This is a genomic window from Corynebacterium sp. HMSC063A05, from assembly GCF_001809695.1.
Classification (GTDB): Bacteria; Actinomycetota; Actinomycetes; order Mycobacteriales; family Mycobacteriaceae; genus Corynebacterium; species Corynebacterium amycolatum.
The window spans coordinates 282858-307834 of record NZ_KV798496.1; the positions used below are offsets into that span (position 1 = coordinate 282858).

Here is a 24977-nt window from a genome sequence, read left to right on the forward strand (position 1 = left end):
GAGATTGACAATCCGGTTCAAGACCTCGGTCTAAGACCCCGGTTCAAGATTCCGGTTTAGAATCCCTGTCGGCATTTTCGACTACTTCTCTTCATCATAATCCTTTATTTCACGCAGCGGCATGGGTGAAGCGCCTCAAACTACGCCCCTTACACCAGCCCACGCACCGGATGCAGTGGTGCAAAATCACCGAAAATAGCCAGAGTCATGCGACAGACATCAAGGGTTTCGGACACCTGATGCGAACGGAACACCGCAACGCCGGCAGCTGCCGCATGGGCAGTCGCGGCCAAGGTGCCGGGCACACGTTGCTCGACCGGGCGGTCCAGAGTCTCACCGACGAAGTCCTTATTCGACAGCGCCATAAGCACCGGCCAGCCTGTATCCACGAGCTCATTGCAGCGCCGCAGAAGTTCGAGGCCGTGGTAGGTGTTCTTGCCAAAGTCGTGGGTGGGATCGATGAGGATGCGGTCCTCCGGCACGCCAGCGTCCACTGCCCTCTGGGCGAGTTTGCCGGTTTCTGAGATGACATCGTCCACGATGTCGTCGTAACGCACGCGAATCGGATTGGTGCGTGGCAGAGCCCCACCGGTGTGCGAGCAGACGTAACCCATCCCGTGGGAACCCGCGACTTCCAGCAGCTCCGGGTCATGGCCCGCCCAAGTGTCGTTAATGAGGTTGGCGCCAGCGTTGATGGCGGCCTCTCCGACTTCTGCGCGCCAGGTGTCGACGCTGATGTGCAGGTCAGGATAGCGCTCGCGAACCTTCGCGATGGTCGGCACCACGCGCTCGATTTCCTCGGCAACAGTTACTTCTGCACCGATACCGGCCTTGACGCCGCCGATGTCGACAATGCCCGCGCCTGCCGCAACAACTTCGTCGACGCGAGCAAGCGCAGCCTCCTCCGCAGCCGTCTCGCCACGGTCATAGAAGGAATCCGGGGTGCGATTGACGATGGCCATCACCGTCGGCACCGCGGAGTCCTGATAAAAGCTCCGCACAGCGTCCTACCTTTCGCTGAAACGACGGACTCGGCGGAGCTTTTCGCGAACGTCAGAGGTCTGCTTACAGTCTTCCATCAGCTTTTCGTGCGCGGCCTCGATGTACTCGACAGCTTCTTCAATGGAGTCGGTGACCAGGAAAAGGTCCATATCAGTCGGAGAAATTAGCTCCATGGCCACTAGTTTCTCACGCATCCAATCAACCAGCCCCGACCAGAACTCAGTGCCGAGCAGCACGATTGGGTGATTTTCCACCTTCTCGGTCTGCACCATCACCAGTGACTCAAAAAGTTCATCGAGCGTGCCGAAACCACCCGGCAGGCAAATAAACGCCTGCGAGTACTTCAGGAACATGGTCTTACGCACGAAGAAGTAGCGGAAGTTCATGCCCAGGTCGACCCAGTCGTTCAAGTGCTGCTCGTGCGGCAGCTCAATGCCCAACCCAATGGACAGGCCGTCGGCGTCGTAGCAGCCGCGGTTGGCGGCTTCCATGATGCCCGGGCCGCCACCAGTGATGGTCGCGTAACCCGCCTCCGCCAGCGCCTTGCCCAGGTCGAAGCCCCACTGGTAGTAAGGGCTGTCCTCTGGCAGACGTGCCGAACCATATACCGTCACCGCCGGCGGGATTTCCGCCAACGCACCAAAGCCGTCAACGAACTCCGACTGAATGCGCAGCACACGCCAGGTATCGTTGTGCAGCCAATCCGTGTTCGGATTGTGTGACAACAGCCTGCGGTCGGTCGTAGACGCCTGCGGTTCGCCTGCCTGTCGGATCGCGATTGGGCCGCGGAGTGCACGGCGCTTAGCTGGGGACGGAGTACGTACAGGTTTCATAACCTCACAATGTATGCCAGCAATGACATACGCGCACCCGCTCGGCGAGGGCGGGGTGTGATTCTAGGCTCACTCAGCCACCGGCGCGGTGGTCAAATACCGCCGCAAATCCTCCCACAGTGCCGCTATGCACTCGACCGGAATCTGCTCATCCTTCTTGTGGCAGTACGCCGGGTCACCCGGGCCAAAGTTCACCGCAGGAATGCCGAGCGCCGAAAAACGCGCCACATCGGTCCACCCAAACTTGGGCTTTACGACGTCGCCTGCGACCGCAACCAACTCCTTCGCAGCAGCCGCATGCAGTCCAGGCAGCGCCCCAGGGCTCACATCCTCGACATCGACAGTGAGGTCCTCGGCCGCGAACTCGTCGAGCCCCAGCACCTCGCGGAAGTGTGCCATAGCCTCATCGGCGCTGCGGTTGGGCGCGAATCGGAAGTTGACTCGCAGCACCGCCTCGTCGGGAAGCGTATTGGTAGCAACCCCGGCTTCCAGCCAGACGACGTTGAGCCCTTCGCGGTAGGCCAAGCCATCGATGTCCACAGTCTGCGGTTCATAGGCGGCAATGCGTGACAGCACCGGCGCTAACTTGTGCACGGCATTGTCGCCGAGCCACGCCCGAGCCGAGTGCGCACGTGTGCCGTGAGCGGTCAAACGCAGGCGAATAGAGCCCTGACAACCGGCTTCGATGACATTGCCGCTGGGCTCGCCCAGCAGAGCGACATCGCCAGTCAGAAGCTCCGGATGCGACTCACTCAAGTGCCGCAACCCGTTGAACTCCGCGGCGATTTCTTCGCATTCGTACATGATGAGCGTCAGGTCGCGCTGCAGCTCCTGGTTTGCCGCTAGCGTCGCAAAAGCATGCAGATAGACCGCGTCCCCGCTTTTCATATCCACAGTTCCGCAGCCAAAGAGCGTGTCTCTCCCCTGCGCGTCTACCCCACGCGTCGAAGGCACATTGCCCGCAGTCGGCACCGTATCCAGGTGCCCTGCCAAAATCACGCGCTGCGGCAACCCGCGATGAGTCCGCGCAATCACGTTGTTATCGATGCGCAGGACCTCAATCGACTTATCTGCCTGCGCTACCTCACGCAATGCCACCTCGACGGCATCCGCAATCGCGGTCTCATTGTGGGACACCGATTCGATGTCAACCAGTGCCGCCGTGAGGTCGACAGGATCTTGGAGCAGATTTAACTTCGATTTCACATCAATTAAGCGTACAAACCATTGTGCGCCAGCGAAACCAGAATTTTGTGATGAATATGCGCCGCACGACCATTGATCGCATCCCCATTGGCAGGCGCGCCACCGCCGAGGAACAGCGCCAGCTCATGCGGTTCGGCGGAGGTCACACCAACTCTCCCCTCCGCCGGACGCTTAAGCCCATCAGCCACCTCAAAGACCAGGGTTTTCGCTCCTTCCGGGAGAGTTTGGGCAATGATTTCCTCCGGAGTTTCGCTTGCCGACGACCCCAGCGCCCGCTCCTCCCCCGCAGAATCGGTCACCTCTCCGTTGCCGCTTTCTTCCTCGACAACGCCCGCGCCGGGTCCATAGACCACAGCCACACGGGAGCCATAGACCGCAATCACCGGACGCAGCTCATTCGTGCTGACAATCACTGTAGAACCGGCCAACGGCTTGCAGACGGCCGCGACAATCTTGGCCGTTGCATGTGGCAGCTGCACTGGAGTGGGATCGATGTCTCGTCGATAAGCAGGACGAAGCGTTTCGGCGACATCGCCCAGCTCATCGCGCTCCCACATCGGCAGCGCGTCGATGCGTGCCTGCTGATCGCGGTTCTTGCGCTCCAGCAGAAGACGGGCGATCATGCCACCACCGAGCCCCACTGCGATGGCAACTGCGATAACCAGCACAAGACGGTTCGGCGCGATGAGCGCAACCACTGCGGCAATCACCACACCGACTGCGCCAATTGGCATTGCTCGCGGCGGCAAAACGAAACCAAAGAAGCTGGCTACGGCGAGAATCCAAGCACTCAGCAGTGCGAATCCGACATAGAAGACCACCGGCAGGGCCAGGACGAAGCCGAGTCCGAGCACACTGACAGCAATGATGAGGCTAACTAAGAACCACTGCTTCATTTTCTGTGTGCTTTCAAGGCCAGCTAGGGGCATAGTTCATCCTTCCGCGAAGATTCCTCTAAGGGATACTAATATTAAGAATCATGATTACATCTGGTGCTGTCGCTACGGGAATCGCCAACATCGCAATGGACGGTACAGTTCTCGATACTTGGTTTCCCGCACCTCAGTTAAGCGATGAGGTCGTAAAATCGAGCACTCACCGGCTCGGCGCTGCTGATTTGACCCCACAGCTGCTTCGTCAGGTGATTTTGGACGAGGATCGCCGAGTGGAGCAGGTGGCAGTGCGCACGTCCATTGAGGATTTGTCCAAGCCGGCTGTCGACCCGCACGATGCCTACCTGCGCCTGCATTTGCTCTCCCACCGCCTGGTCAAGCCGCACCAGCTAAACACCAAGGGGCTCTACGAGCTGCTCCACGTCGTGGCGTGGACCAACAAGGGGCCATGCCTGCCGGACAACTTCGAGCAACTGCGTACCCACTTGCGCGTCCGCGGCCTGATTCACGTCTACGCCATCGACCGTATGCCGCGCATGGTCGACTATGTGCTGCCCGCAGGTGTCCGCATTGCAGAGGCCGAGCGCGTGCGGTTGGGCGCTTATCTGGCACCGGGTACGTCAGTACTGCGCGAGGGATTTGTCTCGCTGAACTCGGGCACTCTGGGCCCATGCAAGATTGAGGGACGTCTATCCTCCGGTGTTGTCATTGGCGCGCACACGAAGGTGGGGCTGTCGGCCTCCATCATTGCCGCTCACGACGATTCCGGTCAGCGTAAGCCGCTCACGGTTGGCGAGCGCTGCCACATCGATATCGCGGCCGGCACCGTCGGCGTCAGCCTCGGTAATGACTGCATTATTGACCGAAGCATCCTCATTGCCCCCGATACGCCCATCGATGTCCCCGCAGAGAACCGCCGTATTCAGGCATGGGAAATCTCCGGCCGCAACAATATGCACTTCTACCATCACCCGGACCACTCGGCGGTGTGCGTCCGCCGCACGGAACGCCCGGGCAATGACGAAGGTGCCGCTACTTTCACTCAGCTTGCCGACGTGCCGGATGAGCTGGCCGGATAACCTACTTTAGGTGTCTTGAAGGCACATTAATGGACCCCGAAACGGTGAATGGGGGTAAACCCGTAATACGGTTATTGCCCCTGTTATCAGCGAGGTAATGTTTGCGACATGACCGAATCGCAAATTACCTCCACCTCCGGCGAGACAACTCAGCTGGGCAAGGGGCTGCAGGTTCGACACCTGACCATGATGGGTCTTGGCTCCGCAATCGGTGCCGGTCTTTTCCTTGGTACGGGCGTCGGCATTAAGGCAGCTGGCCCGGGTGTTCTCATTTCCTACGTCATCGCTGGCTTCATTGTCGTCCTCGTCATGCAGATGCTCGGCGAGATGGCCGCTGCCCGCCCGACACCGGGTAGCTTCTCCACCTATGCTGAGATGGCCTTTGGTTCTTCGGCTGGCTTTGTCCTCGGTTGGCTCTACTGGTTCATGCTCATCATGGTGCTCGGTGCTGAAATCACCGGCGCCGGTGCCATCATGGGTGCGTGGTTCGGTATTCCGGGCTGGATTCCAGGCCTGATTTGTGTTGTCTTCTTCGCTGTAGTGAATTTGGCGAATGTGCGCGGTTTCGGCGAGTTTGAGTTCTGGTTCGCGTTCATCAAGGTCGCGGTGATTATCGCGTTCTTGGTTATTGGCGTCCTTCTTTTCTTCGGTCTGCTGCCAGGTACCAGCTTCGTCGGTACGACGCATATTGCCGAATCCGGATTCCTCCCGAATGGCGTTTCCGGCATTGCCGCTGGTCTGTTGGCTGTGGCCTTCGCCTTCGGCGGTATCGAGATTGTCACGATTGCCGCTGCTGAGGCCGAGGATCCGCAGCGCTCCATCGCTGCTGCTGTCCGCTCGGTAATCTTCCGCATCTCTGTGTTCTACCTGGGCTGCGTGACCGTCATCATCCTGCTGTTGCCGTACTCCCAGATCGACGGCGCTGACTCCGCAGCTGAGTCGCCGTTCACCCAGGTTCTAAAGCAGGCGAACATTCCAGGTGCGGTTGGCTTCATGGAGGCCATTATCGTTCTGGCGCTGCTGTCCGCATTCAACGCTCAGATTTACGCCACCTCTCGCCTGGTCTACTCGATGTCCACCCGCGGTGAGGCACCGCGCTTCTTCGCCCACACCAATGAGCACGCAGTTCCAAACCGTGCGGTCATCATGTCGATGGTCTTCGCCTTCGTCTCTGTTGGCCTGCAGGTTGTCTTCGACGGCTCGAGTGTCCTGGTCTTCCTGCTGAACGCTGTCGGCGGCTGCTTGCTGGTGATCTGGCTGGTCATTGCCCTGTCCGAGATTAAGCTGCGCCCGCAGATGGAGGCCAACAACGAGCTTTCCGTTCGCATGTGGGCCTACCCGGCACTGTCCTGGGTAGCGGTCATCCTGATCCTGGGCCTCGCTGTTGGCATGCTCACCGATTCTGGTGCTCGCCAGCAGGTTATCGCCGTAGTGTGTGTCACTGCGTTCCTTGCGGTGCTCGCTGCACTGACTAAGAAGAGCCGCACCGCGGCTCGCGAGGCCTTCGAGTCCAGCGATAGCAACTAGCCCATGACAACTAATCGCAGGGCCTAACCACCCTGCTACCCCTATCCGAACACTTCCTTACTACACATTTGCGGAACACTTTTCATAGATAGGGATATGCCGGTAGCCTGTTTTCCATGAAATTTGGAGCACAAGCTACCGGCATTGCCACTTTTAACAACGATACTGTTCTCGACGTCTGGTTCCCCGCCCCCAAGCTCATCGAAGAGGGCACGGCAACCTCCACCACGACCGGAACCATTGACACCGACGCGCTCCCCGAAGATTTCACCTACCTCGCAGACCTGGCCGTAGCCGATGCGGACCGCGGTACCACACGCCGTCTGGTCACAGCTACCATCGCTTCACTCGATGACGCACCAGTCGACACCATCGATGCCTACCTGCGCCTCCATCTGCTCTCCCACCGCCTGGTTGTGCCCAACAGCATCAACCTGGACGGTATCTTCGGCAAGCTCAACAATGTGGCGTGGACCAATTTTGGCCCCTGTGCTGTCGAAGGCTTCGAGGTAACCCGAGCCAAGCTGTCACGCCGCGGGCCTGTCACCGTCTACTCCATCGATAAATTCCCCCGCATGGTCGACTACGTCACTCCCACCGGAGTCCGCATCGGTGACGCTGACCGCGTGCGCCTTGGAGCCCACCTCGCTGAGGGCACCACAGTTATGCACGAGGGCTTCGTCAACTTCAACGCAGGCACGCTTGGACACTCCATGGTGGAAGGCCGTATCTCCCAGGGCGTCATCGTCGACGACGGCTCCGATATCGGCGGTGGAGCGTCCATCATGGGCACATTATCCGGCGGAGGTAAGGAAGTTGTGTCCGTCGGCAAGCGATGCCTACTCGGTGCGAACGCTGGACTCGGCATCTCGCTCGGCGATGACTGCGTACTGGAAGCCGGGCTCTACATCACCGCCGGCACCAAGTGTCACGTTGCCCTGGACGGCGTGAAGAAGACGCTCAAGGCCCGCGAGCTTTCGGGCGGATCGAATATGCTCTTCCGCCGCAATTCACTCTCTGGTGCAGTCGAGGTTGTGCCGTGGGCTGCCGAAAAGGTGAAGCTCAGCGCCGAGCTGCACGCTAACTAACGGTGGTCGGCACGTCTGCCGGGGCCGAAATATTCCGCGTGCTCCGGTAGGCACATCGCTCACCAGTGACGGGGTCGATGAACGCCAATGCGGTCGCCGTCAGGCGCAACTGCGGCGTGTACCTTAGCGCGCTGCCCGCGCTTGCCGACGGCTCCTGCGTCCTAACCTCTCGGCCATACGTGTCCTCACCGAGAATGGGATAGCCTAGCCAGTCCATCGTCGCCCGCAGCTGATGTGTGCGGCCCGTATGGGGCTGTAGCCGCCAGTGCCCTACCTGCATGCGGCTGCCGCAATGCCCGCAACCACAGCCGACTGCATGCAGCGGAATGCTGGCGCTGGTCGCACCACCGCCACGGCTGCTCGCCAGCACATCGCCGATATCCGCCGCTACCGGACCTAGGAAGGTCACTGTTGTGTGTGCGAGCTTGAGCTTGGGATTCTTCGCAGCGGCGCGTGCGGGATCATTGGTCTCCACAACTTTTACTCCGCGCTCTGCCGGGTTGGGGTCGAGCAGGAGTGTGACTTCCCTGCTTTCTCCCGCATGCCAATCATCGGGCATCACGGTGAGGCATTCGTATTCTTTGGTGATTTCCTGGTTTTGGAAAAGCTGCTGGTAGCGCGCACGGGTAGCCGGATTCCGAGAGAGCAACAGGAGCCCGCTGGTCAGCAGGTCCAGGCGGTGAACGGCCACAATCTCCGATTCCCCGAGACTACGTCGCAGGCGCTCCTGCACGGTATTGGCCACGATGCGGCCATTGGGGGTCGCTGGCAGAAAAGGTGGCTTGTCTACGACCAAAAACTCATCAGTGTCGGCCACAATTGCCGGCTCAAAGGGGATGTACTCCTCGCGCTCGTGAGCGGCGGCATCGACTTGCGCTGCCTGACGGTTCTTCTCAAGTCCCCACCAGGCATCGCGATTGCCTGCGGCACGTCCCACGGCACACTCCCCTTTTTATGATTTGGTCTATGCCGATGTCGGCACCGTTTGCAGCATTCGGCCTACTCGGGCCAGCACATCTGGCCGAGCTAGCCGCGAATGCGCGCCGCGGCCACTTCGATATCGTCGAGCGTCGCTGTGAGCCCCACCCGCACGTGCTGTGCACCCTTGGGGCCGTAGAAGCTACCCGGCGCGACCAGGATGCCGCGTTCGGCCAGCCAATCAACCGTCTGCCAGCAGTCTTCCCCGCGAGTAACCCACAGATAGAGCCCGCCCTCGGAGTCATCGACACGAAAACCTGCGGCTACCAGTGCATCCCGCAGAATCTCACGGCGGTCACTGTAACGCTGCTTTTGTTCGGCCTCGTGGGAGTCGTCGTTAAGCGCGGCAATCGTGGCGTGCTGGATGGGTCCCGGCATCATCAGTCCCATGTGACGGCGCACGGAAACCAGCTCGGCAATAAGGTCCGCATCGCCGGCGAACCAGCCGGTGCGGTACGACGCCATGTTCGACGTCTTGGACAGTGAGTGGATAGCCAGCAGGTTGGTGAAATCACCGTCGCACACTCGCGGGTCGAGAATACTGACTGGCTGTTCAGTCCAACCGAGCCCCAGATAGCACTCGTCAGAGGCGATGATGACGTCCCGAGCACGAGCCCACTCAACCACCTTGCGCAGGTGTTCAACACCGAGGACCTTGCCGTTGGGGTTGCCCGGGGAATTGATGAACATCAGTGTCGGCGAGGCAGGGCCGATTTGCGTCAGCGAGTCCGCACGCAGCAGCTCAGCGCCTGCGATGCGAACGCCAACCTCGTAGGTGGGATATGCCAGCTCGGGGATGACGACGGTATGCCCCACGCCCACACCGAGGAGGAAAGGAAGCCAGCCAATCGCTTCCTTGGTACCGATGACCGGAAGCACATTGCCGCCGTTGACCGCTGACTCCAGTCCCGTCACGCCGTAACGCCGCGCCATCGCTGCAACAATCGCCGCGCGTAACTCAGGCGTGCCGGCGGTCTGAGGATAACCCGGTGCGGCAGCGCCTTCGGAAAGGCCCTGCCGGATTATCGAAGCGACTTCATCGACCGGTGTGCCGACCGAGAGATTCACCATGCCCTCTTCATGCGCAGCCGCAGTGGCTTTCGCCCGCGTGAGAGAATCCCACGGAAACTGAGGCAAAAGAGAACCGGGAGTTACGCGCTTGCGGGCAGCTGACATGGGCGGTGATGAAATCCTTCCCGGGAAAGAAATAGGTTTAGTCCTCTGTGGCTTTAGTCTTCTGCCTGTGGCGGCAGAGCTGCCACGAATGGCACATCGAAGTCCTGGGGGCCGAGCTTGGCGGCACCGCCTGGGGAACCCAGCTCATCGAACCAGTCGACATTGGCATCGATGAATTCAACCCACTCATCCGGAACATCGTCCTCATAGAAGATGGCCTCGACTGGGCAGACCGGTTCACAAGCGCCACAGTCCACGCACTCATCAGGATGAATGTAGAGCATGCGCTTGCCCTCGTAAATGCAGTCAACCGGGCACTCCTCGACACAGGCACGGTCGAGGACGTCAACACATGGCTGGGCAATGATGTAAGTCATGGTTTTAGGTTTAAGAACCTTTCTCACAAGATATGGGATGAGGCTTTCGCTATCTGTCGATTATGCCGTTCCAACGAGAAACAGAGCAAAATAGACAGAGCGGTATATTCAGATTGGAGTCTACACCCAACGTGGGTGTTGTTATCAACTAGCTCCAGAAAGATGCGCATTCATGCAGGCCTGCCCTGCATCAGTTCCCCACCGTCTCCTGCAGCATCGACTGCAGGTTCCGCTGCATTTTCCGTTAGAGTGCCCGCAGATGGCGCAGTGGCCAGGCACCGCCCAGCACACCGCAAACAAGTAGCAGAACTGTTCGCAACCACTGCCCCATTGCCAAATCACCACCGAAGGGCAGCACTGCCCACAGCAAAATGCCTGCAAAGCCCAGCACCCAGATGACAGTCGGAATCGCAGCTTTAGAACGATCACGAGTCCACAGCAACGCTGTATTGGTGATAACCAGATTGGCAATATAGGCCAACGGAATAGTCCACGGCAACGGAATAGCAACCGAGCCGATGGTAATCCACGCTCCGAGGAAAACTACCTCAATCACCAGCGCTGCCAGCGCAGCCAGCGACAGCCAGACCAGCGCTACCGCGACTTCCCCCTGATGGAAGTTCTCGCGTGGCTGCGAACGTTCCGGATCGCCCCAATAGCGCTCATCTCCAAACGTGCGCTTTTCAATACTCAAGCGCTCGTTTTTCAACTTTCCGCCAGCAGCGTTAATCAAGTCTTCGCTTTCGTGAGGTTGAAAGTCACTCATCGTCCGCACTCCCCTCCGCCGCCAGATCCACGCCCGGTACCGACTCGACGCTCGCTACCGGCTCCGACAGTAATCGGATATTCACCAGCTCCCCTAGCGCTTCCATGGACGCAGCGGTCGCCGTACCAAAACGGTATGCCTCAGTCGGCGTCACCGGTTGACACAGCAAATTGGAAAACGCCCAGACGGCTCGCGCACGACCAGAGCCATCGGTCTGCCCATAGACAGCATCCGGATTGACCTCGCTGACGGAACCATCGGCGAACCACACCTGCGTCGCATGCGCGCGCATGGCCTCAACCTTGGCAGCCACAGCGGCGTCATCCAGCTGAACCTCGAAATGGCCAGTCACGGTGGCGAAGTCGTCGATATCGCACGACTGCCAGCTCTCCGGTACCACGGTAATGGCATCCAGCCCCGCCGCCATTGCCTCACGATCGGTGACCGCCCACAGCGTCGGAAAGCGATTTCCGCACGCCGCGACAGTGATATCGTGCGCACGAATGTGGTCCGGATGCCCATAGCCACCATCAGCATCGTAAGTAATGACCAGGTCTGGCTGCAGCTCATCGAGGATGGTGCGAAGCTGGGCGACCGCCTCATCACCTGAGTTCACGAACGCACGGGGATGCTCATTGCCCTTGTCACCGGCCATACCGGAGTCACGCCAACGCCCGGCACCACCGAGGAACCGCGGCGCATTTTCTGGAGCATTGGCCCCAAGCGCACGCAGCGCCGAGCGCAACTCGGCGACGCGGAAACCGCCCAACTGGTCGGCTTCATCAGCAACTAGCCCCTGGTACGGCGCGCCGATGACCTCTCCCAGCTCGCCCATCGTGCAGGTCACTACGCTTACCGACGCTCCGGACCGCGCGGCAGCCGCAATCAAACCACCTGTCCAAATGGACTCGTCATCTGGATGTGCGTGAACAAAAAGTAACTTCACGGACTTTCTTACTTCCCCTTGTTCTCCTGGTCGACGTTATCGCGGCCATCTTGGTTCTGCCCCGAACCGTCCTGCTCTGTATCTTCGCGCGGATCATCTCCCGGCTGAGAATTCTCAGACGATTCTCGAGCCCCACTCTGTGTCGAGACACGGCGAACCTCGCCCAGAACACCGAGGCGGCCCAACACTGGGTCATCGGTCCACTGCGAAGAGTCCCTCCTCCCGGTAATTGTAATTTCCGGGCTGACCACCGTCAGCAAGCCGTCTTTCACCAAGGTCAGCTCGATACTGTGGCCAGCAATGATATCGGCGAGTTCAGCGGGCAACGCAGAACTGTCGGGAGCGAGCAGTTCATCAATCTGTGGGTCACAAAGACCGGAGAGATTCTCGCTCCGAGCAGCCGATTTCGGAGCAACTGGTACTCCATTTAGGTCAGCCGGCTCCGCTGAGGTAGAAGATTTGGACTGCTCAGATGGTGTTGTCCCGTCCGACGAGCCCTGCTCTTCAGCACTCTTTTCCCGATCTCTACTTGGCGCAGGCTTTGTCGAACTGTCGACACGCTCAGAATCAGACTCGGACTCAGACTCAGCAGCCGACTCTGCGCCCGCTTCGTCCAGGTCCTTCGGCGGCAGCGAGCTGACCGAGCCTTCCGTACACGTATAGCGTTCCCGGGCCGCCTGGACAGAATTGGGCTGCTCTGCCCATGCCACCACGGCATCGACAGTTCCGTAGGGCAACGAAGACCGCAGCATGTCCGCTGGAGAATACGAAACAACGGTGGCGGGGATACCAGCTGCAGTCAACTGGTCAGCGACCGCAAAAGCCGCAGCGCGTGCCGCTATACCGTCGCTAATGATGCCAATTCGTAGCGGATTGTCCTCAGTAAAACCAGCCTGTGGTGTCTCGGATCGCTCCTGGTCACCACCGTCACCAGAACCACCCGCAATTCGGCGGCCGGTGGCCACCTCTGAGACCTCTGCAACGTTGATGCTGCTCAGAATGGCCCGGCGGACGGACTCGTCGGCAAGCCTGTTCGACGCGAGATTGGTACTGAAAACCAGTTCCCGGTTTGGCTCATGGAAAAACTCAGCAACACCGGGGACCAGACCATACGTCAGCTCAGATGTCTCCGTAGGACGGACCTGCACAGCCTGGATCTGCTTCGAACGCAGTTGCTCCGCACCATCGATGGCACTACGCATGGCACGCAGCGTAATAATCTCCGAGGCCGCTGGCTGCTCACCCCAGTATCGGTCATTTCGAACCAGCCGAATAATGTTGCGGCCGACATCCATCGACTCGACGGTGTACTGCCCACCGGAAGCCGGGAAACGACTGGCCAGCCCTTCGGAAAAACCATCAGTGTTCGACCGCATCAGATGCGCTGGCAAGAGATGCGCAAACAGGCGCTGCCAATGCGTAATCGGCTGAGTGAACGTCACGTCAATCTGATGGCCCCCGTCAGAGACATCAATGGATTTAATCAGCTCATAGGTCGCTGTATCCAACGATCCTGGAGTGGACGTGACTTGGGTATGCAGATAGCGGAAGTCCTCGCCGCTAATCGGCGTGCCATCGCTCCACTGCGCCCCCTTTCGAATGCGGTAGCGGACATGCTCTGCCGCTACCGTCGGATCCGTGATGTCAACATCGGCTGCTTTCCAGCCTCCAGCTCCATTACTGGTGTCGCCGTCTTTGCTGTCATCGTTCCTGATGACCTGCACGGAATCCAATAAATCGGAGTTGAGCAGCCACTGGGGAGCACCTGCCAAACGGGCATTGGCAGCGTTATCCACCACTCCGGGAGCTTGCGCGGAGGCAGTAGCGTCACCAGCCTCGCCCTCAACTGGCGCGGGGGTGAAAACACTGGGCAGTGTCAGTCGCGCTACCAGGCTGGTCACTGGGGAGACGTCGGCAAGCAAATGCGGATTGAAGCCTTCGACAAACTCGTCGACACCGACCGTGACTTCACGCATCTTTTTAGCCTGGTCAGCGGTGTCTTCCTGCTGTACCGGCACTTCCTGCTGCCCGGGCACAGTCGGAGCGTCGGACGGGCGAGCCATGCACGAGGACGCCAAAGCCGCCGTCACGCAGAGTGTCGATGCTACGAAAAATCGACGAGAAGCTGCGTGACGACGGCTGCGAATAAACATATTCACGAGATTACTCGACACCTGGCCGAGTCAGTTACCCCGAGACTGGTTTTCCAGGTCGCCCAGTCCCCTAGTAACCCGAATTACTTCTTATTCATTGCCTTCGCGCGGGAACGGGCGCGAGCGCGATCGGTGGCGCTGAGGATCTGCTTGCGTACGCGAATGCCCTCCGGGGTGACCTCAACACACTCGTCAGCGCCACAGAACTCCATAGCCTCATCGAGGGAGAGCTTGTGAGCCTTCTCCAGGGTCACGGTCGCATCAGCCGAGGCTGCGCGCATATTCGTCAGCTTCTTTTCCTTGGTGATGTTGATGTCCATGTCCTCATCACGCGGATTCTGGCCAACGACCATGCCCTCATAGGCCTGGTCACCCGGCTCGACGAAGAAAGTACCGCGGTCAGAAAGCTGGATCAGCGCGTAAGCGGTGATCTGGCCGGTACGGTCAGCCACCAGCGAACCAGTCGGGCGGTCCTTAATCTCGCCTGCCCACTCGCCATAACCTGCCGAGTAGTGGTTGGCGATACCGGTGCCCTTGGTCTCCGTCATGAAAGTGGTGCGGAAGCCAATCAGACCGCGGGACGGAATGAGGAACTCCATGCGCACCCAACCGGTGCCCTGGTTACCCATCTGTTCCATGCGTCCCTTACGAGCCGCCATCAGCTGGGTGACCGCACCCAGGTGCTCTTCTGGAACATCGATGGTCAAGTGCTCGTACGGCTCTTCAACCTTGCCATCGACGGTCTTGGTCACAACCTGCGGCTTACCGACGGTCAGCTCAAAGCCTTCACGGCGCATGGTTTCAACCAGGACGGACAGCGCCATTTCACCACGGCCCTGCACTTCCCAGGCATCCGGGCGTTCGGTCGGCAGCACGCGCAGCGAGACGTTACCGATCAGCTCCTGGTCCAGGCGGGCCTTGACCATACGAGCGGTCAGCTTATCGCCACCACCCTGGCCTGCCAGTGGCGAGGTGTTCACACCGATCGTCATGGAGATAGCCGGCTCATCGACCAGAATGCGTGGCAGCGGATCCGGGTGCTCAGCATCACAGAGAGAGTCACCGATCATGACCTCATCGATACCGGAGATAGCAGCGATGTCACCTGCAATGGCCTCTTCAGCAGGAACACGGGTCACACCGACGGTACGCAACAGCTCCGCGACCTTCGCGTTCTTGATGTGCTCATTGCCATCAGAGTCATAGTGAATCCACGAAATCTGCTGTCCCTTGCGGATACGGCCCTTGTGAATACGAATCAGGCCAATTCGACCAAGGAAGGAGCTGGAGTCCAGGTTAGTAACCTGCGCCTGCAGCGGGGCATCAATCTCAGCGGACGGCTCCGGGAGCACCTCGGTGATGACGTCGAACAGCGGCTGCAGGTTCTCAGACTCCGGCAAGTTGCCGTTACCCGGGTTCTCCGTCGAAGCCTTACCGGCACGACCGGAAGCATAGAGAACCGGCAGCTCAAGGTTGCGCTCTGCGACCTCAGCAGCTTCCGGGTCTTCCAGGGTAGAGGCTAGCTCTAGCAGCAGATCCTGGGCTTCCTCAACAACCTCGTCGATACGCGCATCTGGACGGTCGGTCTTGTTGACCACAATGATGACTGGCATGGACGCAGCCAGGGCCTTGCCCAGCACGAAGCGAGTCTGTGGCAACGGACCTTCGGAAGAGTCAATCAGCAGCACGACGCCGTCAACCATGGACAGCGCTCGCTCCACCTCACCACCGAAGTCGGCGTGGCCAGGGGTGTCAATGACGTTGATGATGAGATCTTCGCCGTTCTTGCCCTCACCTTTTCGGCGAATAGCGGTGTTCTTCGCCAAGATGGTGATGCCCTTTTCCTTTTCAAGGTCACCAGAGTCCATCACTCGGTCTGCAACTTCTTCGTGGTCGCTGAAAACGCCGGACTGCTCCAGCATGGCGTTCACGAGAGTGGTCTTGCCATGGTCGACGTGCGCGACAATGGCGACATTACGGAACTCGGTATCGCTCACAGGCGGATAGCTCCTAACAAGCTAAGAGGACTAAAAGAAAAAGATACGGCCTTGCCCTAAAGGACTGTCTTTGCGACTGTCTTTAACGCCCCGCATCAACGCGTAATAAAGCGTTCTACAGTGTACTCCTTCTTAATGGCCCTGCACATCTGGCAGAGCTTCTCGCAACCCCGAGCACCTATCCGTCATGCAAAGTGGCATTGCCGCGCCGCCCCTAGGCATAAATTACCCCCTTGCTGCACCCCCGCTTTACCGACAGCCATAACGGCATATCCACCCACACCACAACGCTTCACGACGGCAATCTCTCAGCCCACCATGTGATAGATGTGACCAAATGCCATAGTTGTAACCCCACGGGATGAGACTTGACTCCACCTGCTTACACGCTGCGAAACGCCATTAACCCCATAAGCATGCAGTGTGCCTCAATTGTCACAATCATCTCTTTCTACACCTTCATCCACTCTGATTGACTTGCGACACGCGGGAACCCGTGCGTTAATCTCCTGAGAAGATTCTGAACATTTCTTTTTCAAATCTTTCCAATTCACGTTGGAGTCGTTCTAAGATGAGCAACGATTCCGAAATTTTGATTCCGACTCCAATAGCCCACGAATGAGAGGTACTTCACCGTGGTTTCGACTGGACGCTCCTTCCTTCGCCGTGCCGCAGCGACCTTGGGTGCAGCTGCAATTCTCACTGCGGGCATGGCTCCCGCCGCTTCTGCTTCCCCCTCGCTGGACTCCCTGAACATCGCTTCGCCGGATCTTTACGGCAACGCGCGCGACATCATTAACTCCCCAGGCGTTCCTGAGGAAATTTCAAGCGCGCTGAACAAGGGAATTGACTTCCTGACTGGTGAGGGCGACGGCGAGCCGGGCTTCAAGGTTCCGGAAGGCGCCCCGAAGACCAACCAGTTCCTGCTGCCGACCGTGGCTGACAAGTGCATCGGTGGCGAAAGCCGCTCCATCGGTATGGCCACCTCCGTTCCGGGTCCGGCTGACCTGCCGCTGCCTGGCGTTCCGGAGAACCAGCTTGGCTTCGTCTTCACTGGCCTGGGCACCAAGCAGCTGGCTAAGGAACAGAACACCGAGATGAACGTCTACTGGGTCAACGTTGCCAACGGCAAGTACGGCAAGACCACCCTGCAGAACAACGGTATTAACGCCGAGGAGGGCCCGGGCGCTGTCAACGGCACCGCTGACACGGGCAAGGGCTTGGTCATCGCTGTCATGCAGGGCGGTATCACCACTCAGGAAGAGCCTGGTCCGACCAACTGCAGCTACACCCCGACCGCCGGTGTCTTCCCGGTCGGCCTGAACTAAGTTTTTCTAGTTCTCCCCTAGCCCTTTTTGCATCACGTATGCAGAAAGGGCTTTTCTATGCCCAAAAAGGCAGCACCCACACGTTAAGGTATTCGCATGTCCACTTCACCGGCCACTTCGGCTTCGACCGCGGCAGCTCCTGCACTCTCCCCGATTCACTCGAGTCAGGACACACATCCTCCAAAAGTCGAGACCTTTGACCTACGTGAAATGGTCAACACCGACCCCAAGGGCTTTCAGCGCAAAGTCGACGAGTTCCGAGCTCTCACGCCCAGCCGCCTCTATATGCGCCGTGGGATGGATCATCCAAAGTTTGGATATCTTGAGTCATTCCTGCTTGCCGACGAGGGGTTGCGCATCAGCATTTATCACTTCCGCCCGGGCGTGAAGGTGGAACACCAACGCTACGTCGATATTGTCAGCATCGACCGGACTGATCCGCAGTGCTGGCGTATGACCGATTTGTATCTCGACATCCTGCAGGCACCGACCGCCCCTGAGGCCATAGCTCCCCTACCTGTCGATGCGGCCACACAGATTCGAGTTGAAGATGTCGACGAGCTCGTCGCGGCCCACACTCAGGGACTGATTAGCGATGAACTCACCGAGTTCGCTATCGAGACCACGCTGACTGCACGCGCCGCAATCGCTGCACACGGTGACAACATTGATGCGTGGATGCAGACTTTGAACCTCGAAGCGACGTGGGCTGACGCTGTTGAGCTTTCGCCTGCAGCCTAGAACTACCACCTCAACAAAGGAGTACCGTTCGTGTTCGATAACTTAACCGGCCCCATCCCTCCCGCCGGCCCTGATGGCAATGCGATTATCAAAGCCGTCCGAGCAGCATTTACCTCCTACTTTGAAGAGTCCAACCCCGGCGAAGCCCAGCTGACCTTCCTCGGCTCTGCTCCGCTGAAGATGCTGCGCTTCGGACCTGACACAGGCCGGATTGTCACCTACGCAACACTCGGTTGCAGTGCCGAGGCAATGCAAGATCCGTCCGCAATGGTGGTGGACACCAACTCTGGCCCGCGTGCCGAGCTCATCTTGCCTATTCGTGGTGGTCTGGACGAAGTCATCCGCCCGCTGGGTATTCTTGCCGCTTCCCCAAGCATCGAAGGCCTCATCCTCACCGAGGGTGCACTTATCGACTTCGGCCAGCCACTGTGGGATCAATCGCGCTTCACCGGTTTTGTGCTGCTCAAGGCAGAAATCCCGCCGGTCGTGGTAGAGGAAACCGAAGTCACGATCTTCCAGCCAGTCCCGGCCACAACCAACGAATTTGCCCTTGCTCGCGCTAAGGGCGTTGACGAACTGCGTCGCGTGTGGGAAACCCAAGGTGTCGACTTCACCGACCCGTACCGCACCAGCGCTGTATAAAAGTTAGCTTTTTCGACGGTTGCCGATTATCTGCTCGTCGGCAATCGATAAGTGCAACCTAGCAGTGACGTTTCGCGCCGAGACAGCGTGGTTTAGAGTGTGGAGTTATGGTAGTCAATTCGGCTAAAGACGTTCCTTACCATGCGGCGCAGTCCTTTAGGTGGTGGCGGCTGGCGGTATATTCTTACGTCCCGGCGCTACTCCTCACCGTGGTCAGTTCCCTATTGAAATGGGATGCGACTGTTACGGAAGCGGCAAAGGCCAACAACATCGAGATTTCTGCTGCTCAGACCAGCTTGGCTGTGAGCTTCGCGTTTGCAATTATCGCGCAGACGGCAACGGCGATTGCGTGCTGGTGGCTTGCTGGCAAACTCCTTGAAGGATCGACTGCAGCGCGCACGGTGCTGTCCGTGGCAGCGGCAGTTTTTGTCATTAATGCATCAATGACTCTGGTCGGAACGATTTCCCAGTTGCGCTCCGGAGACTCATCGGTGCTCGGTTTGATTACAGCTGGCCTGCTGATTGTTGCCTCTATCATCGCCGCAACTGCAACCGTCCAGTCCTACCGTGGCGAGCGAAACCAGAAGTTCTTTGTGACGACGTAGGCAGCTCTTAGTGACTCGGCGGCTTCGCGGATGAGAGCAGCGCTGTTGGCAACCACAACCCAGCTTTCGCCCCTGACCTCCAACCCACTCTTGACCGGGGAGTAGAGGCAATCGTTGTAGCTACCTGTGCTTGGTTGGCGAAATGAGGGTGTGATTAGCGAGGCTGATGCGTGCGGCTGCTGGCGAGCTGGTGGATGGTGTGGTGCCGGACTCGTGCGGGACGGCCGAAAACCTGGGGTTAAGAGACAAACCTAACCCCGGCCACACGCCGACCGGACATGCTTCTTGCTACTTATCCCAAAAACTTACGGGCTGCAAATGTGAAACTGTGCGAGTTTATGACATTTTGAAGCCGTTTTTCGGGCCATTTTTGTCATAGACGCAGTCAGTAACTCGCATTGGCTCGCGGTCGCCAAACATAAACGCAGTCAGTAACTCGCATTGGGGTTAATAGACAAATTCTGGGTGATGTGGTGGCGTGAAAAAAGCCCCCGCCTTGATAGCGAGGGCTTAGCGTTTGCACTGGTGACTAGCGCTTCTGAGCGTCTGCGAGAATCTGGCGACCTGCGACCATGCGGCAAATCTGGTTGGTGCCCTCGTAGATCTGGGTGATCTTGGCGTCACGCATCATGCGCTCAACCGGGAAGTCACGGGTGAAGCCGTAACCACCGAGCAGCTGCACAGCGTCAGTGGTGACCTGCATAGCAACGTCGGAGGCGAAAGCCTTGGCGTTTGCGGCCATCATGCCCAGGCGAGCGCCGCCCTCAGCAGTGCCACGCTCAGCGTTAGCGGCTGCGGTGTAGACCATGAGACGAGCAGCGTCAATCTTCATACGCATGTCAGCCAGCATGAACTGGGTGTTCTGGAAAGCAGCAATCGGCTTGCCGAACTGCTGACGCTCCTGCACGTAACCAACGGCGTAGTCGTAAGCACCCTGCGCAATACCCAGTGCCTGTGCACCAATGGTCGGGCGGGTGTGGTCCAGGGTCTCCAGGGCGGTCTTGAAACCAGTGCCCTCTTCACCGATGATGCGGTCAGCCGGGATACGGCAGTTTTCGAAGTACAGCTCCGCGGTCGGGGAGCCCTTGATGCCCAGCTTGTGCTCCAGGCCACCGACGCGGAAGCCCTCGTCGTCCTTGTGAACCATGAATGCGGAGATGCCGTTGGCACCCTTCTCCGGGTCGGTGACAGCCATGACGGTGTACCAAGTGGAGCGGCCACCGTTGGTGATGAAGCACTTGGAGCCGTTGAGGACCCACTCATCGCCCTCACGGACAGCGCGGGTCTTCATGGACCCGGCATCCGAACCAGCCTCGCGCTCAGTCAGCGCGTAGGAAGCCATTTCACCGTTGGCGATGTCCGGCAGGACCTTGCTCTTCAGCTCGTCGGAGCCCTTGAGGATCAGGCCCATGGTGCCCAGCTTGTTCACAGCCGGGATAAGGGAGGACGAGCCACAGACGCGAGCAACTTCCTCAATGACGATGCAGGCCGCAACCGAGTCCGCACCCTGACCACCGAACTGCTCCGGCACGTGGACGGCGTTGAAGCCAGCCTCGTTGAGAGCCTTCAGGGCCTCCTCCGGGAAACGCTCATTCTCATCGACGTCCGCTGCGTACGGAGCAATCTGCTTCTCCGCCAGATCACGGATAACGGCGCGGAGCTCCTGGTGCTCCTCTGGCAGCTGGAACAGGTCGAATCCTGGGGTCAAAGCCATGTGGGTGTTCCTCCCGATTTAATGATTCCGATGTCGTGTTCGATATCGCGCTCTACGCATTTCTACGTAGCACTATCACCGCACGACGTAATTATCTTCGTTTGATACTAATGGCTAACACTTTGTTGCACCCGCGAAATTCGTAAAATTCTCGCGTTGCCGCGCGGCGCCCACAGAATAAACTGCGCTAGGAATTCTCGCAGCAGCGATGTCGCCCAGTACCTTAACGGCGTATAGGCTCCGACGACACACCAGGATTCCAGCCCCCGTTCGCGCACGAGCTTCGCTACCCGTGGCGCATGAAAATCACTGGTCACAACAACCGTTCCAGCGCTCAACGCACCGTCCATGCCGCGCATCAACTCGCACGCATAGTCAATGTTTTCCGACGTATTCGTCGATTGGTCCTCGGCAATCAACTCGATGTCGCCACGCTTTACGACGTCCCCAGCGTTCGCCTCCAACCACTCCGCCATGGCATCCGCTTCGGAACTGATGGCATCTGTCACCGCTTCACTGCCGCGCCCACCGGAGCAGATGATTCGCTCGGTGCGCTCATCACACGCTGCTACTGCCCGCTGCAATCTTTTGGCCAGCAGGGCCGAGGGCCGATTGTTCTTCAATGCGCATCCCAGCACAATCACGGTGTGTGGCGGTACAGTTGGCTTTTTGGCAGCACATCGAAGGCGAACGGCCTCGAAAACTATCGCTGCGGCTCCTGGTACTGCGAGGCCGGCGAGCAGGGGCGTCGTCAAGCGATGCGATGCGCGGGCGTAATAGGCGCGGTAGCTGGCCAGCGTCCACGCGGCACCGACTGCGGGAAGAACCCACCGCGGAGGTCTGCGATTGGGCAGGCGTGGTGGGCGTAGCTCCGAACTAGCGGCGACACGTAGCCCGCCGACGAGGAGCATGGAACCGAAGCCTGCACCGAGGCACGCGAGCGTTTTTCTCATCAGAGCTTCCACGTTAACTGTTCTGGGACGTTGATAGTCCAGTCGACGAGCTGTTGCGGATTGTGCTTGGCCATGTGCTGAGATTCCTGCTCGGCCCACATGTCCCAGTGTTCCTCGAAGTGGTCGTCGCGAGCCATGGCGCGGGCAAAGCGAGTCTGCGTGTCCAGCTCTACCCAGACTCCCCACGCGTTGCCGTCGCCGATGGCACGGGCAGCGGCAAGATTAGCTTCAGTGACAGCGCCGCAGCCTTCGACGATGAGAGAGCAGTCCGGTGGCGTCGGCACCCACTCAGCGAATTCGCCGGCGTACCAGTCCCAACGGCGATAACCACGCTCATCGGCCGGTAGCGCGGGGTTCAAAATGGTCTCCGCGACTGCGACCGATGCTTTGTGCAGGCCGGACCAGCCCGGATAGACATCCTCCAAGTGGATAACTGGCCAGCCGAGGATACTGTGCAACTTTGCCGAAAAGGTGGTTTTGCCACTGCCGGAACGGCCGTCGATAAGCAGAATCATCGTGATCGAAACGCCTTTACTACGCCACGCCCAGGAAGCGGAACTCCCCGGCCCACACGGAAATACCGATTGCTGCGACGGCGATGGCGAGGCAGGCAGCCATGGTGACATAGTCACGCGCGGCCAATGTCGAGGTGTGCCACCACGTACGCTTAATCGGCGCGCCAAAACCGCGGGCTTCCATGGCGGTGGCCAGCTTGGTGCCGCGGCGCAGCGCAAACACCAGCAGAGCGAACACCTGGGAAATAGTGCGGCGGATTGCGCCGTGGTCACCCAAACCGCGTGCGCGACGGGCTCGGGTCAGCGCCTGCCAATCACTGATGAACAGACCGACGAGCCGCAGACTCGCCACCGTTGCCAGCACAAACCGGCTGGGCAGCTTGAGAACCTGCGCCAGCCCATTGCCCAGATCGGTGGGATCGATATTAGCTGTCAGCACGATAACTGGAGTACCGATAGCCAGCACACGCAACATGATCGCGATGGCCAGGGAAATGGAATTATCCGTCACATGCGCAAGCAGAAAGGAGAAATACTCTTTGCCCTCCGGGTTGCCGTAGAGCGCCATCGAGATGCCCGAGATGGGCGCGGCGATGAGAAGCGGCAGGCTGCGTCCTAGAAAACGACGAAAACCCAAACCCGACAGTGGCACCAAGAAAAGCGTGCAGACAAGTGCCACCACTGCGGAGACCCAGTCGATGGAAATCAGCAGCGGTGTGGTGAGCAAGAATAGGCCCAGAACTCTCGCCACCGGGTTGACCGTCGCGAGGAAAGGCTGCTTGCTCTGCTCGGCGCTCTGCGTACCTTCAGCCGTACCGGCGGAACCGACTTCAGTCACGATTTCCCTCCTCCTTCGCCCTGGCCGCGCGAACCGCTATTGCTGCTCGGACCGGCCTGCTCCCCCGAACCACGCTGTCCCGGCGCCGCACGGCCTGACCGCTCCGGATGAAACGCATCCATGTCGACGACGTAGTCCCCCATTGCTTGGACCACCAACGGATCGTGGGTAATCGAAATAACAGTTCGACCGTCGTCTGCAAGTTGGCGAAGCAAAGTGAGCAGCTCGGTGAATGTCCGGCGGTCTTGGCCGAAGGTCGGTTCGTCGAGAAGCACAATATCCGGCGCTGTCGCCAGCATGGTCGCCACCGACAGACGTCGCTTCTCACCGCCGGAAAGCGAGAATGGATTCGCCTTGGTCAGGGCGGTTAGTCGCAGCCGCTCAAGTAATTCCTCGATGCGCTGATCAGTGTTGACACCGACAAGCTTGGGGCCAAGCTGCAACTCTTCCAGCACTGTGCCGGTGACGAATTGATGCTCGGGGTCCTGGAATACCGTGCCAATCCGAGTAGCCAACCTCTTCGATGGCCATTTCCACGGCGCGCTACCGCTGCCTGCCACTTGGACCGTGCCCGCCATCGGCTCAAGCAGACCGCCGAGCGTCAGCGCTAACGTGGACTTGCCGCTGCCATTGTGACCAACAATGCAGGTGGAAGCTTGAGATGGGATTGAAATTGATACACCGCGAGCAATCGGTTCAACAGTTTCGCCACCGCTGAACCAGGACTTCTTCGCGCCATAGCCGATGGCCAACTCGCGGGTTTCAATCGCGATGTCACCGCTAGGGTGCCCGTCCTGGTCGCAGGCAACGGAACGCGCGCCCGGCAGCGCGGGCGGCGCATTCGGAATCCACACCCCAGCATCCGTCAGAGCCTGTCCGTGGTCTTCCAAGACTCGATGAGGCGCACCATCGGCAATCACACCTTCGCGGCCCAGCACGATGATGCGGTCAACCACATCGACCCACGCATCCACTCGATGCTCGACCACGATCAGCGCCGCACCGGTTCTCTCCGCCGCGGTAATCGCCGCATCGCGCAGTACCGGCACACCGGCCGGATCGATGTTGGCCGTCGGCTCGTCCAAGCAAATGACCCGTGCGCCCATCGCCAGCACACCCGCCAATGCGAGGCGCTGTTTCTGTCCCCCGGAAAGCCGGTGCGTGGGATGATCCAGCGGCAAATCCAGTCCCACCACATCCAGGCTGGCGCGTACTCGGTTGCCGATCTCAGCCGGGGCAACGCCAAGGTTTTCCGCACCAAAGGCAACATCGTCGCCAACGCGGGCACTAATCGTCTGCGAGTCAGGGTCTTGCAGCACTAAGCCCACCGCGCCCCTTGCGGAAGCGGGAGTACAACCTTCAATCAGGAGCTCTCCGGTGGCTTCACCATCGGAGTCGTCGCCAAGTACGCCAGCAATAGCGGCAAGCAGCGTCGACTTCCCTACCCCCGACGCGCCGAGCAACAGCACCTTTTCACCACGCTCCACGTCCAGTGTGATGTCATTCAGTACCGCAGCTTTGCGCCCCGCGTGCCGATATCCGAACCCCCGCGCGCTCACCGCAGGGACATTTCCGCTTGACGACGGCCCCCGCGTCAACGCCTCATCTGTCATCGATTTT

General features: G+C 59.4%; 23 protein-coding genes and 1 pseudogene. 8 read left to right on the top strand and 16 right to left on the bottom strand.

Annotated elements, in window-relative coordinates:
* Positions 1-149: 149 nt before the first annotated feature.
* The 4 genes from folP to HMPREF2651_RS02975 all read right to left on the bottom strand — a co-directional run bounded on the left by folP (position 150) and on the right by HMPREF2651_RS02975 (position 3937).
* A complete protein-coding gene (folP, locus tag HMPREF2651_RS02960) occupies positions 150-962 on the bottom strand; it encodes a dihydropteroate synthase (RefSeq protein ID WP_038629488.1) in 813 nt (270 codons plus the stop codon).
* Between the two features lie 45 nt (positions 963-1007).
* Positions 1008-1835 carry an LOG family protein gene (locus HMPREF2651_RS02965; protein ID WP_038628347.1) on the bottom strand — a complete coding sequence of 276 codons (828 nt, stop codon included), beginning with the start codon at positions 1833-1835 and terminating at the stop codon, positions 1008-1010.
* 69 nt (positions 1836-1904) lie between these two features.
* Positions 1905-3041 carry a succinyl-diaminopimelate desuccinylase gene (gene dapE, locus HMPREF2651_RS02970; protein WP_038628344.1) on the bottom strand — a complete coding sequence of 379 codons (1137 nt, stop codon included), beginning with the start codon at positions 3039-3041 and terminating at the stop codon, positions 1905-1907.
* A 5-nt stretch (positions 3042-3046) separates the two neighbouring features.
* Complete coding sequence (locus HMPREF2651_RS02975) at positions 3047-3937, bottom strand: hypothetical protein (RefSeq protein WP_235191241.1); 891 nt, start codon at positions 3935-3937, stop codon at positions 3047-3049.
* A gap of 83 nt (positions 3938-4020) precedes the next feature.
* Between HMPREF2651_RS02975 and HMPREF2651_RS02980 the strand changes: the two genes are divergently transcribed.
* The 3 genes from HMPREF2651_RS02980 to dapD all read left to right on the top strand — a co-directional run bounded on the left by HMPREF2651_RS02980 (position 4021) and on the right by dapD (position 7628).
* Positions 4021-5013 carry a 2,3,4,5-tetrahydropyridine-2,6-dicarboxylate N-succinyltransferase gene (locus HMPREF2651_RS02980; protein WP_049180830.1) on the top strand — a complete coding sequence of 331 codons (993 nt, stop codon included), beginning with the start codon at positions 4021-4023 and terminating at the stop codon, positions 5011-5013.
* A 108-nt stretch (positions 5014-5121) separates the two neighbouring features.
* Entirely contained in the window at positions 5122-6540 is a 1419-nt protein-coding gene (locus tag HMPREF2651_RS02985) for an amino acid permease (RefSeq protein WP_070585969.1), read from the top strand.
* A 116-nt stretch (positions 6541-6656) separates the two neighbouring features.
* Positions 6657-7628, top strand: a complete 972-nt coding sequence (dapD, locus tag HMPREF2651_RS02990) for a 2,3,4,5-tetrahydropyridine-2,6-dicarboxylate N-succinyltransferase (RefSeq protein ID WP_038628333.1) — start codon at positions 6657-6659, stop codon at positions 7626-7628.
* Here dapD and HMPREF2651_RS02995 read toward each other — a convergent pair.
* The 7 genes from HMPREF2651_RS02995 to typA form a co-directional block, all read right to left on the bottom strand.
* The gene (locus HMPREF2651_RS02995) at positions 7621-8565 is read right to left on the bottom strand and encodes a pseudouridine synthase (RefSeq protein WP_049180832.1); all 945 of its coding nucleotides are present in this window, start codon (positions 8563-8565) and stop codon (positions 7621-7623) included. The two genes, dapD and HMPREF2651_RS02995, sit on opposite strands and share 8 nt — an antisense overlap.
* An 89-nt stretch (positions 8566-8654) precedes the next feature.
* Positions 8655-9782, bottom strand: coding sequence for a succinyldiaminopimelate transaminase (gene dapC / locus HMPREF2651_RS03000; protein ID WP_049180833.1), 1128 nt, complete (start codon positions 9780-9782; stop codon positions 8655-8657).
* Positions 9783-9835: 53 nt separating this feature from the next.
* Complete coding sequence (gene fdxA, locus HMPREF2651_RS03005) at positions 9836-10159, bottom strand: ferredoxin (protein ID WP_005509435.1); 324 nt, start codon at positions 10157-10159, stop codon at positions 9836-9838.
* A gap of 244 nt (positions 10160-10403) precedes the next feature.
* Positions 10404-10925, bottom strand: coding sequence for a hypothetical protein (locus HMPREF2651_RS03010; RefSeq protein ID WP_049180834.1), 522 nt, complete (start codon positions 10923-10925; stop codon positions 10404-10406).
* On the bottom strand, positions 10918-11871 hold the full coding sequence (gene mshB, locus HMPREF2651_RS03015) for an N-acetyl-1-D-myo-inositol-2-amino-2-deoxy-alpha-D-glucopyranoside deacetylase (protein ID WP_038628321.1): 954 nt from the start codon (positions 11869-11871) through the stop codon (positions 10918-10920). Before mshB ends, HMPREF2651_RS03010 begins: the two co-directional genes overlap by 8 nt.
* A gap of 8 nt (positions 11872-11879) precedes the next feature.
* The gene (locus tag HMPREF2651_RS03020) at positions 11880-14024 is read right to left on the bottom strand and encodes an ABC transporter family substrate-binding protein (RefSeq protein ID WP_038628319.1); all 2145 of its coding nucleotides are present in this window, start codon (positions 14022-14024) and stop codon (positions 11880-11882) included.
* 83 nt (positions 14025-14107) lie between these two features.
* Positions 14108-16021, bottom strand: a complete 1914-nt coding sequence (typA, locus tag HMPREF2651_RS03025) for a translational GTPase TypA (RefSeq protein WP_038628316.1) — start codon at positions 16019-16021, stop codon at positions 14108-14110.
* 635 nt (positions 16022-16656) lie between these two features.
* On the opposite strand from typA, the gene HMPREF2651_RS03030 reads away from it, so the two are divergent.
* The 5 genes and pseudogenes from HMPREF2651_RS03030 to HMPREF2651_RS11065 all read left to right on the top strand — a co-directional run.
* A complete protein-coding gene (locus HMPREF2651_RS03030; RefSeq protein ID WP_049180835.1) occupies positions 16657-17349 on the top strand; it encodes an Rv1157c family protein in 693 nt (230 codons plus the stop codon).
* 96 nt (positions 17350-17445) lie between these two features.
* Positions 17446-18090 carry a ribonuclease FAU-1 family protein gene (locus HMPREF2651_RS03035; RefSeq protein WP_038628311.1) on the top strand — a complete coding sequence of 215 codons (645 nt, stop codon included), beginning with the start codon at positions 17446-17448 and terminating at the stop codon, positions 18088-18090.
* A gap of 30 nt (positions 18091-18120) precedes the next feature.
* The gene (locus HMPREF2651_RS03040; RefSeq protein ID WP_038628309.1) at positions 18121-18732 is read left to right on the top strand and encodes a suppressor of fused domain protein; all 612 of its coding nucleotides are present in this window, start codon (positions 18121-18123) and stop codon (positions 18730-18732) included.
* Between the two features lie 107 nt (positions 18733-18839).
* Positions 18840-19337: a hypothetical protein gene (locus HMPREF2651_RS03045; protein ID WP_038628306.1), complete on the top strand. Its 498-nt coding sequence runs from the start codon at positions 18840-18842 to the stop codon at positions 19335-19337.
* A gap of 14 nt (positions 19338-19351) precedes the next feature.
* Positions 19352-19483, top strand: a pseudogene (locus HMPREF2651_RS11065) (amidohydrolase); the annotation flags it as partial.
* A 383-nt stretch (positions 19484-19866) separates the two neighbouring features.
* Here the strand turns inward: HMPREF2651_RS11065 and HMPREF2651_RS03050 are convergent.
* The 5 genes from HMPREF2651_RS03050 to HMPREF2651_RS03070 form a co-directional block, all read right to left on the bottom strand.
* Positions 19867-21051 (bottom strand): acyl-CoA dehydrogenase family protein, encoded by a 1185-nt coding sequence (locus tag HMPREF2651_RS03050; RefSeq protein WP_038628303.1) that lies wholly within the window; start codon positions 21049-21051, stop codon positions 19867-19869.
* A gap of 107 nt (positions 21052-21158) precedes the next feature.
* Complete coding sequence (locus HMPREF2651_RS03055; RefSeq protein WP_038628300.1) at positions 21159-22004, bottom strand: YdcF family protein; 846 nt, start codon at positions 22002-22004, stop codon at positions 21159-21161.
* Positions 22004-22519, bottom strand: a complete 516-nt coding sequence (locus HMPREF2651_RS03060) for a nucleoside/nucleotide kinase family protein (RefSeq protein WP_049180836.1) — start codon at positions 22517-22519, stop codon at positions 22004-22006. The genes HMPREF2651_RS03055 and HMPREF2651_RS03060 overlap by 1 nt, the downstream gene beginning before the upstream one ends.
* Positions 22520-22538: 19 nt before the next feature.
* Entirely contained in the window at positions 22539-23357 is an 819-nt protein-coding gene (locus HMPREF2651_RS03065; RefSeq protein WP_038628296.1) for an energy-coupling factor transporter transmembrane component T family protein, read from the bottom strand.
* Positions 23354-24970, bottom strand: a complete 1617-nt coding sequence (locus HMPREF2651_RS03070; RefSeq protein WP_049180837.1) for an ABC transporter ATP-binding protein — start codon at positions 24968-24970, stop codon at positions 23354-23356. The genes HMPREF2651_RS03065 and HMPREF2651_RS03070 overlap by 4 nt, the downstream gene beginning before the upstream one ends.
* Positions 24971-24977: the final 7 nt, after the last annotated feature.

What these genes read in the sequence shown, in the direction of transcription:
- folP (WP_038629488.1), bottom strand. Translation starts at nt 962, where the DNA reads ATGGCCATCGTCAATCGCACCCCGGATTCCTTCTATGACCGTGGCGAG.
- HMPREF2651_RS02965 (WP_038628347.1), bottom strand. Translation starts at nt 1,835, where the DNA reads ATGAAACCTGTACGTACTCCGTCCCCAGCTAAGCGCCGTGCACTCCGC.
- HMPREF2651_RS02975 (WP_235191241.1), bottom strand. Translation starts at nt 3,937, where the DNA reads ATGAAGCAGTGGTTCTTAGTTAGCCTCATCATTGCTGTCAGTGTGCTC.
- HMPREF2651_RS02980 (WP_049180830.1), top strand. Translation starts at nt 4,021, where the DNA reads ATGATTACATCTGGTGCTGTCGCTACGGGAATCGCCAACATCGCAATG.
- HMPREF2651_RS02985 (WP_070585969.1), top strand. Translation starts at nt 5,122, where the DNA reads ATGACCGAATCGCAAATTACCTCCACCTCCGGCGAGACAACTCAGCTG.
- dapD (WP_038628333.1), top strand. Translation starts at nt 6,657, where the DNA reads ATGAAATTTGGAGCACAAGCTACCGGCATTGCCACTTTTAACAACGAT.
- dapC (WP_049180833.1), bottom strand. Translation starts at nt 9,782, where the DNA reads ATGTCAGCTGCCCGCAAGCGCGTAACTCCCGGTTCTCTTTTGCCTCAG.
- fdxA (WP_005509435.1), bottom strand. Translation starts at nt 10,159, where the DNA reads ATGACTTACATCATTGCCCAGCCATGTGTTGACGTCCTCGACCGTGCC.
- HMPREF2651_RS03010 (WP_049180834.1), bottom strand. Translation starts at nt 10,925, where the DNA reads ATGAGTGACTTTCAACCTCACGAAAGCGAAGACTTGATTAACGCTGCT.
- HMPREF2651_RS03020 (WP_038628319.1), bottom strand. Translation starts at nt 14,024, where the DNA reads ATGTTTATTCGCAGCCGTCGTCACGCAGCTTCTCGTCGATTTTTCGTA.
- HMPREF2651_RS03035 (WP_038628311.1), top strand. Translation starts at nt 17,446, where the DNA reads ATGTCCACTTCACCGGCCACTTCGGCTTCGACCGCGGCAGCTCCTGCA.
- HMPREF2651_RS03045 (WP_038628306.1), top strand. Translation starts at nt 18,840, where the DNA reads ATGGTAGTCAATTCGGCTAAAGACGTTCCTTACCATGCGGCGCAGTCC.
- HMPREF2651_RS03050 (WP_038628303.1), bottom strand. Translation starts at nt 21,051, where the DNA reads ATGGCTTTGACCCCAGGATTCGACCTGTTCCAGCTGCCAGAGGAGCAC.
- HMPREF2651_RS03055 (WP_038628300.1), bottom strand. Translation starts at nt 22,004, where the DNA reads ATGAGAAAAACGCTCGCGTGCCTCGGTGCAGGCTTCGGTTCCATGCTC.
- HMPREF2651_RS03060 (WP_049180836.1), bottom strand. Translation starts at nt 22,519, where the DNA reads ATGATTCTGCTTATCGACGGCCGTTCCGGCAGTGGCAAAACCACCTTT.
- HMPREF2651_RS03070 (WP_049180837.1), bottom strand. Translation starts at nt 24,970, where the DNA reads ATGACAGATGAGGCGTTGACGCGGGGGCCGTCGTCAAGCGGAAATGTC.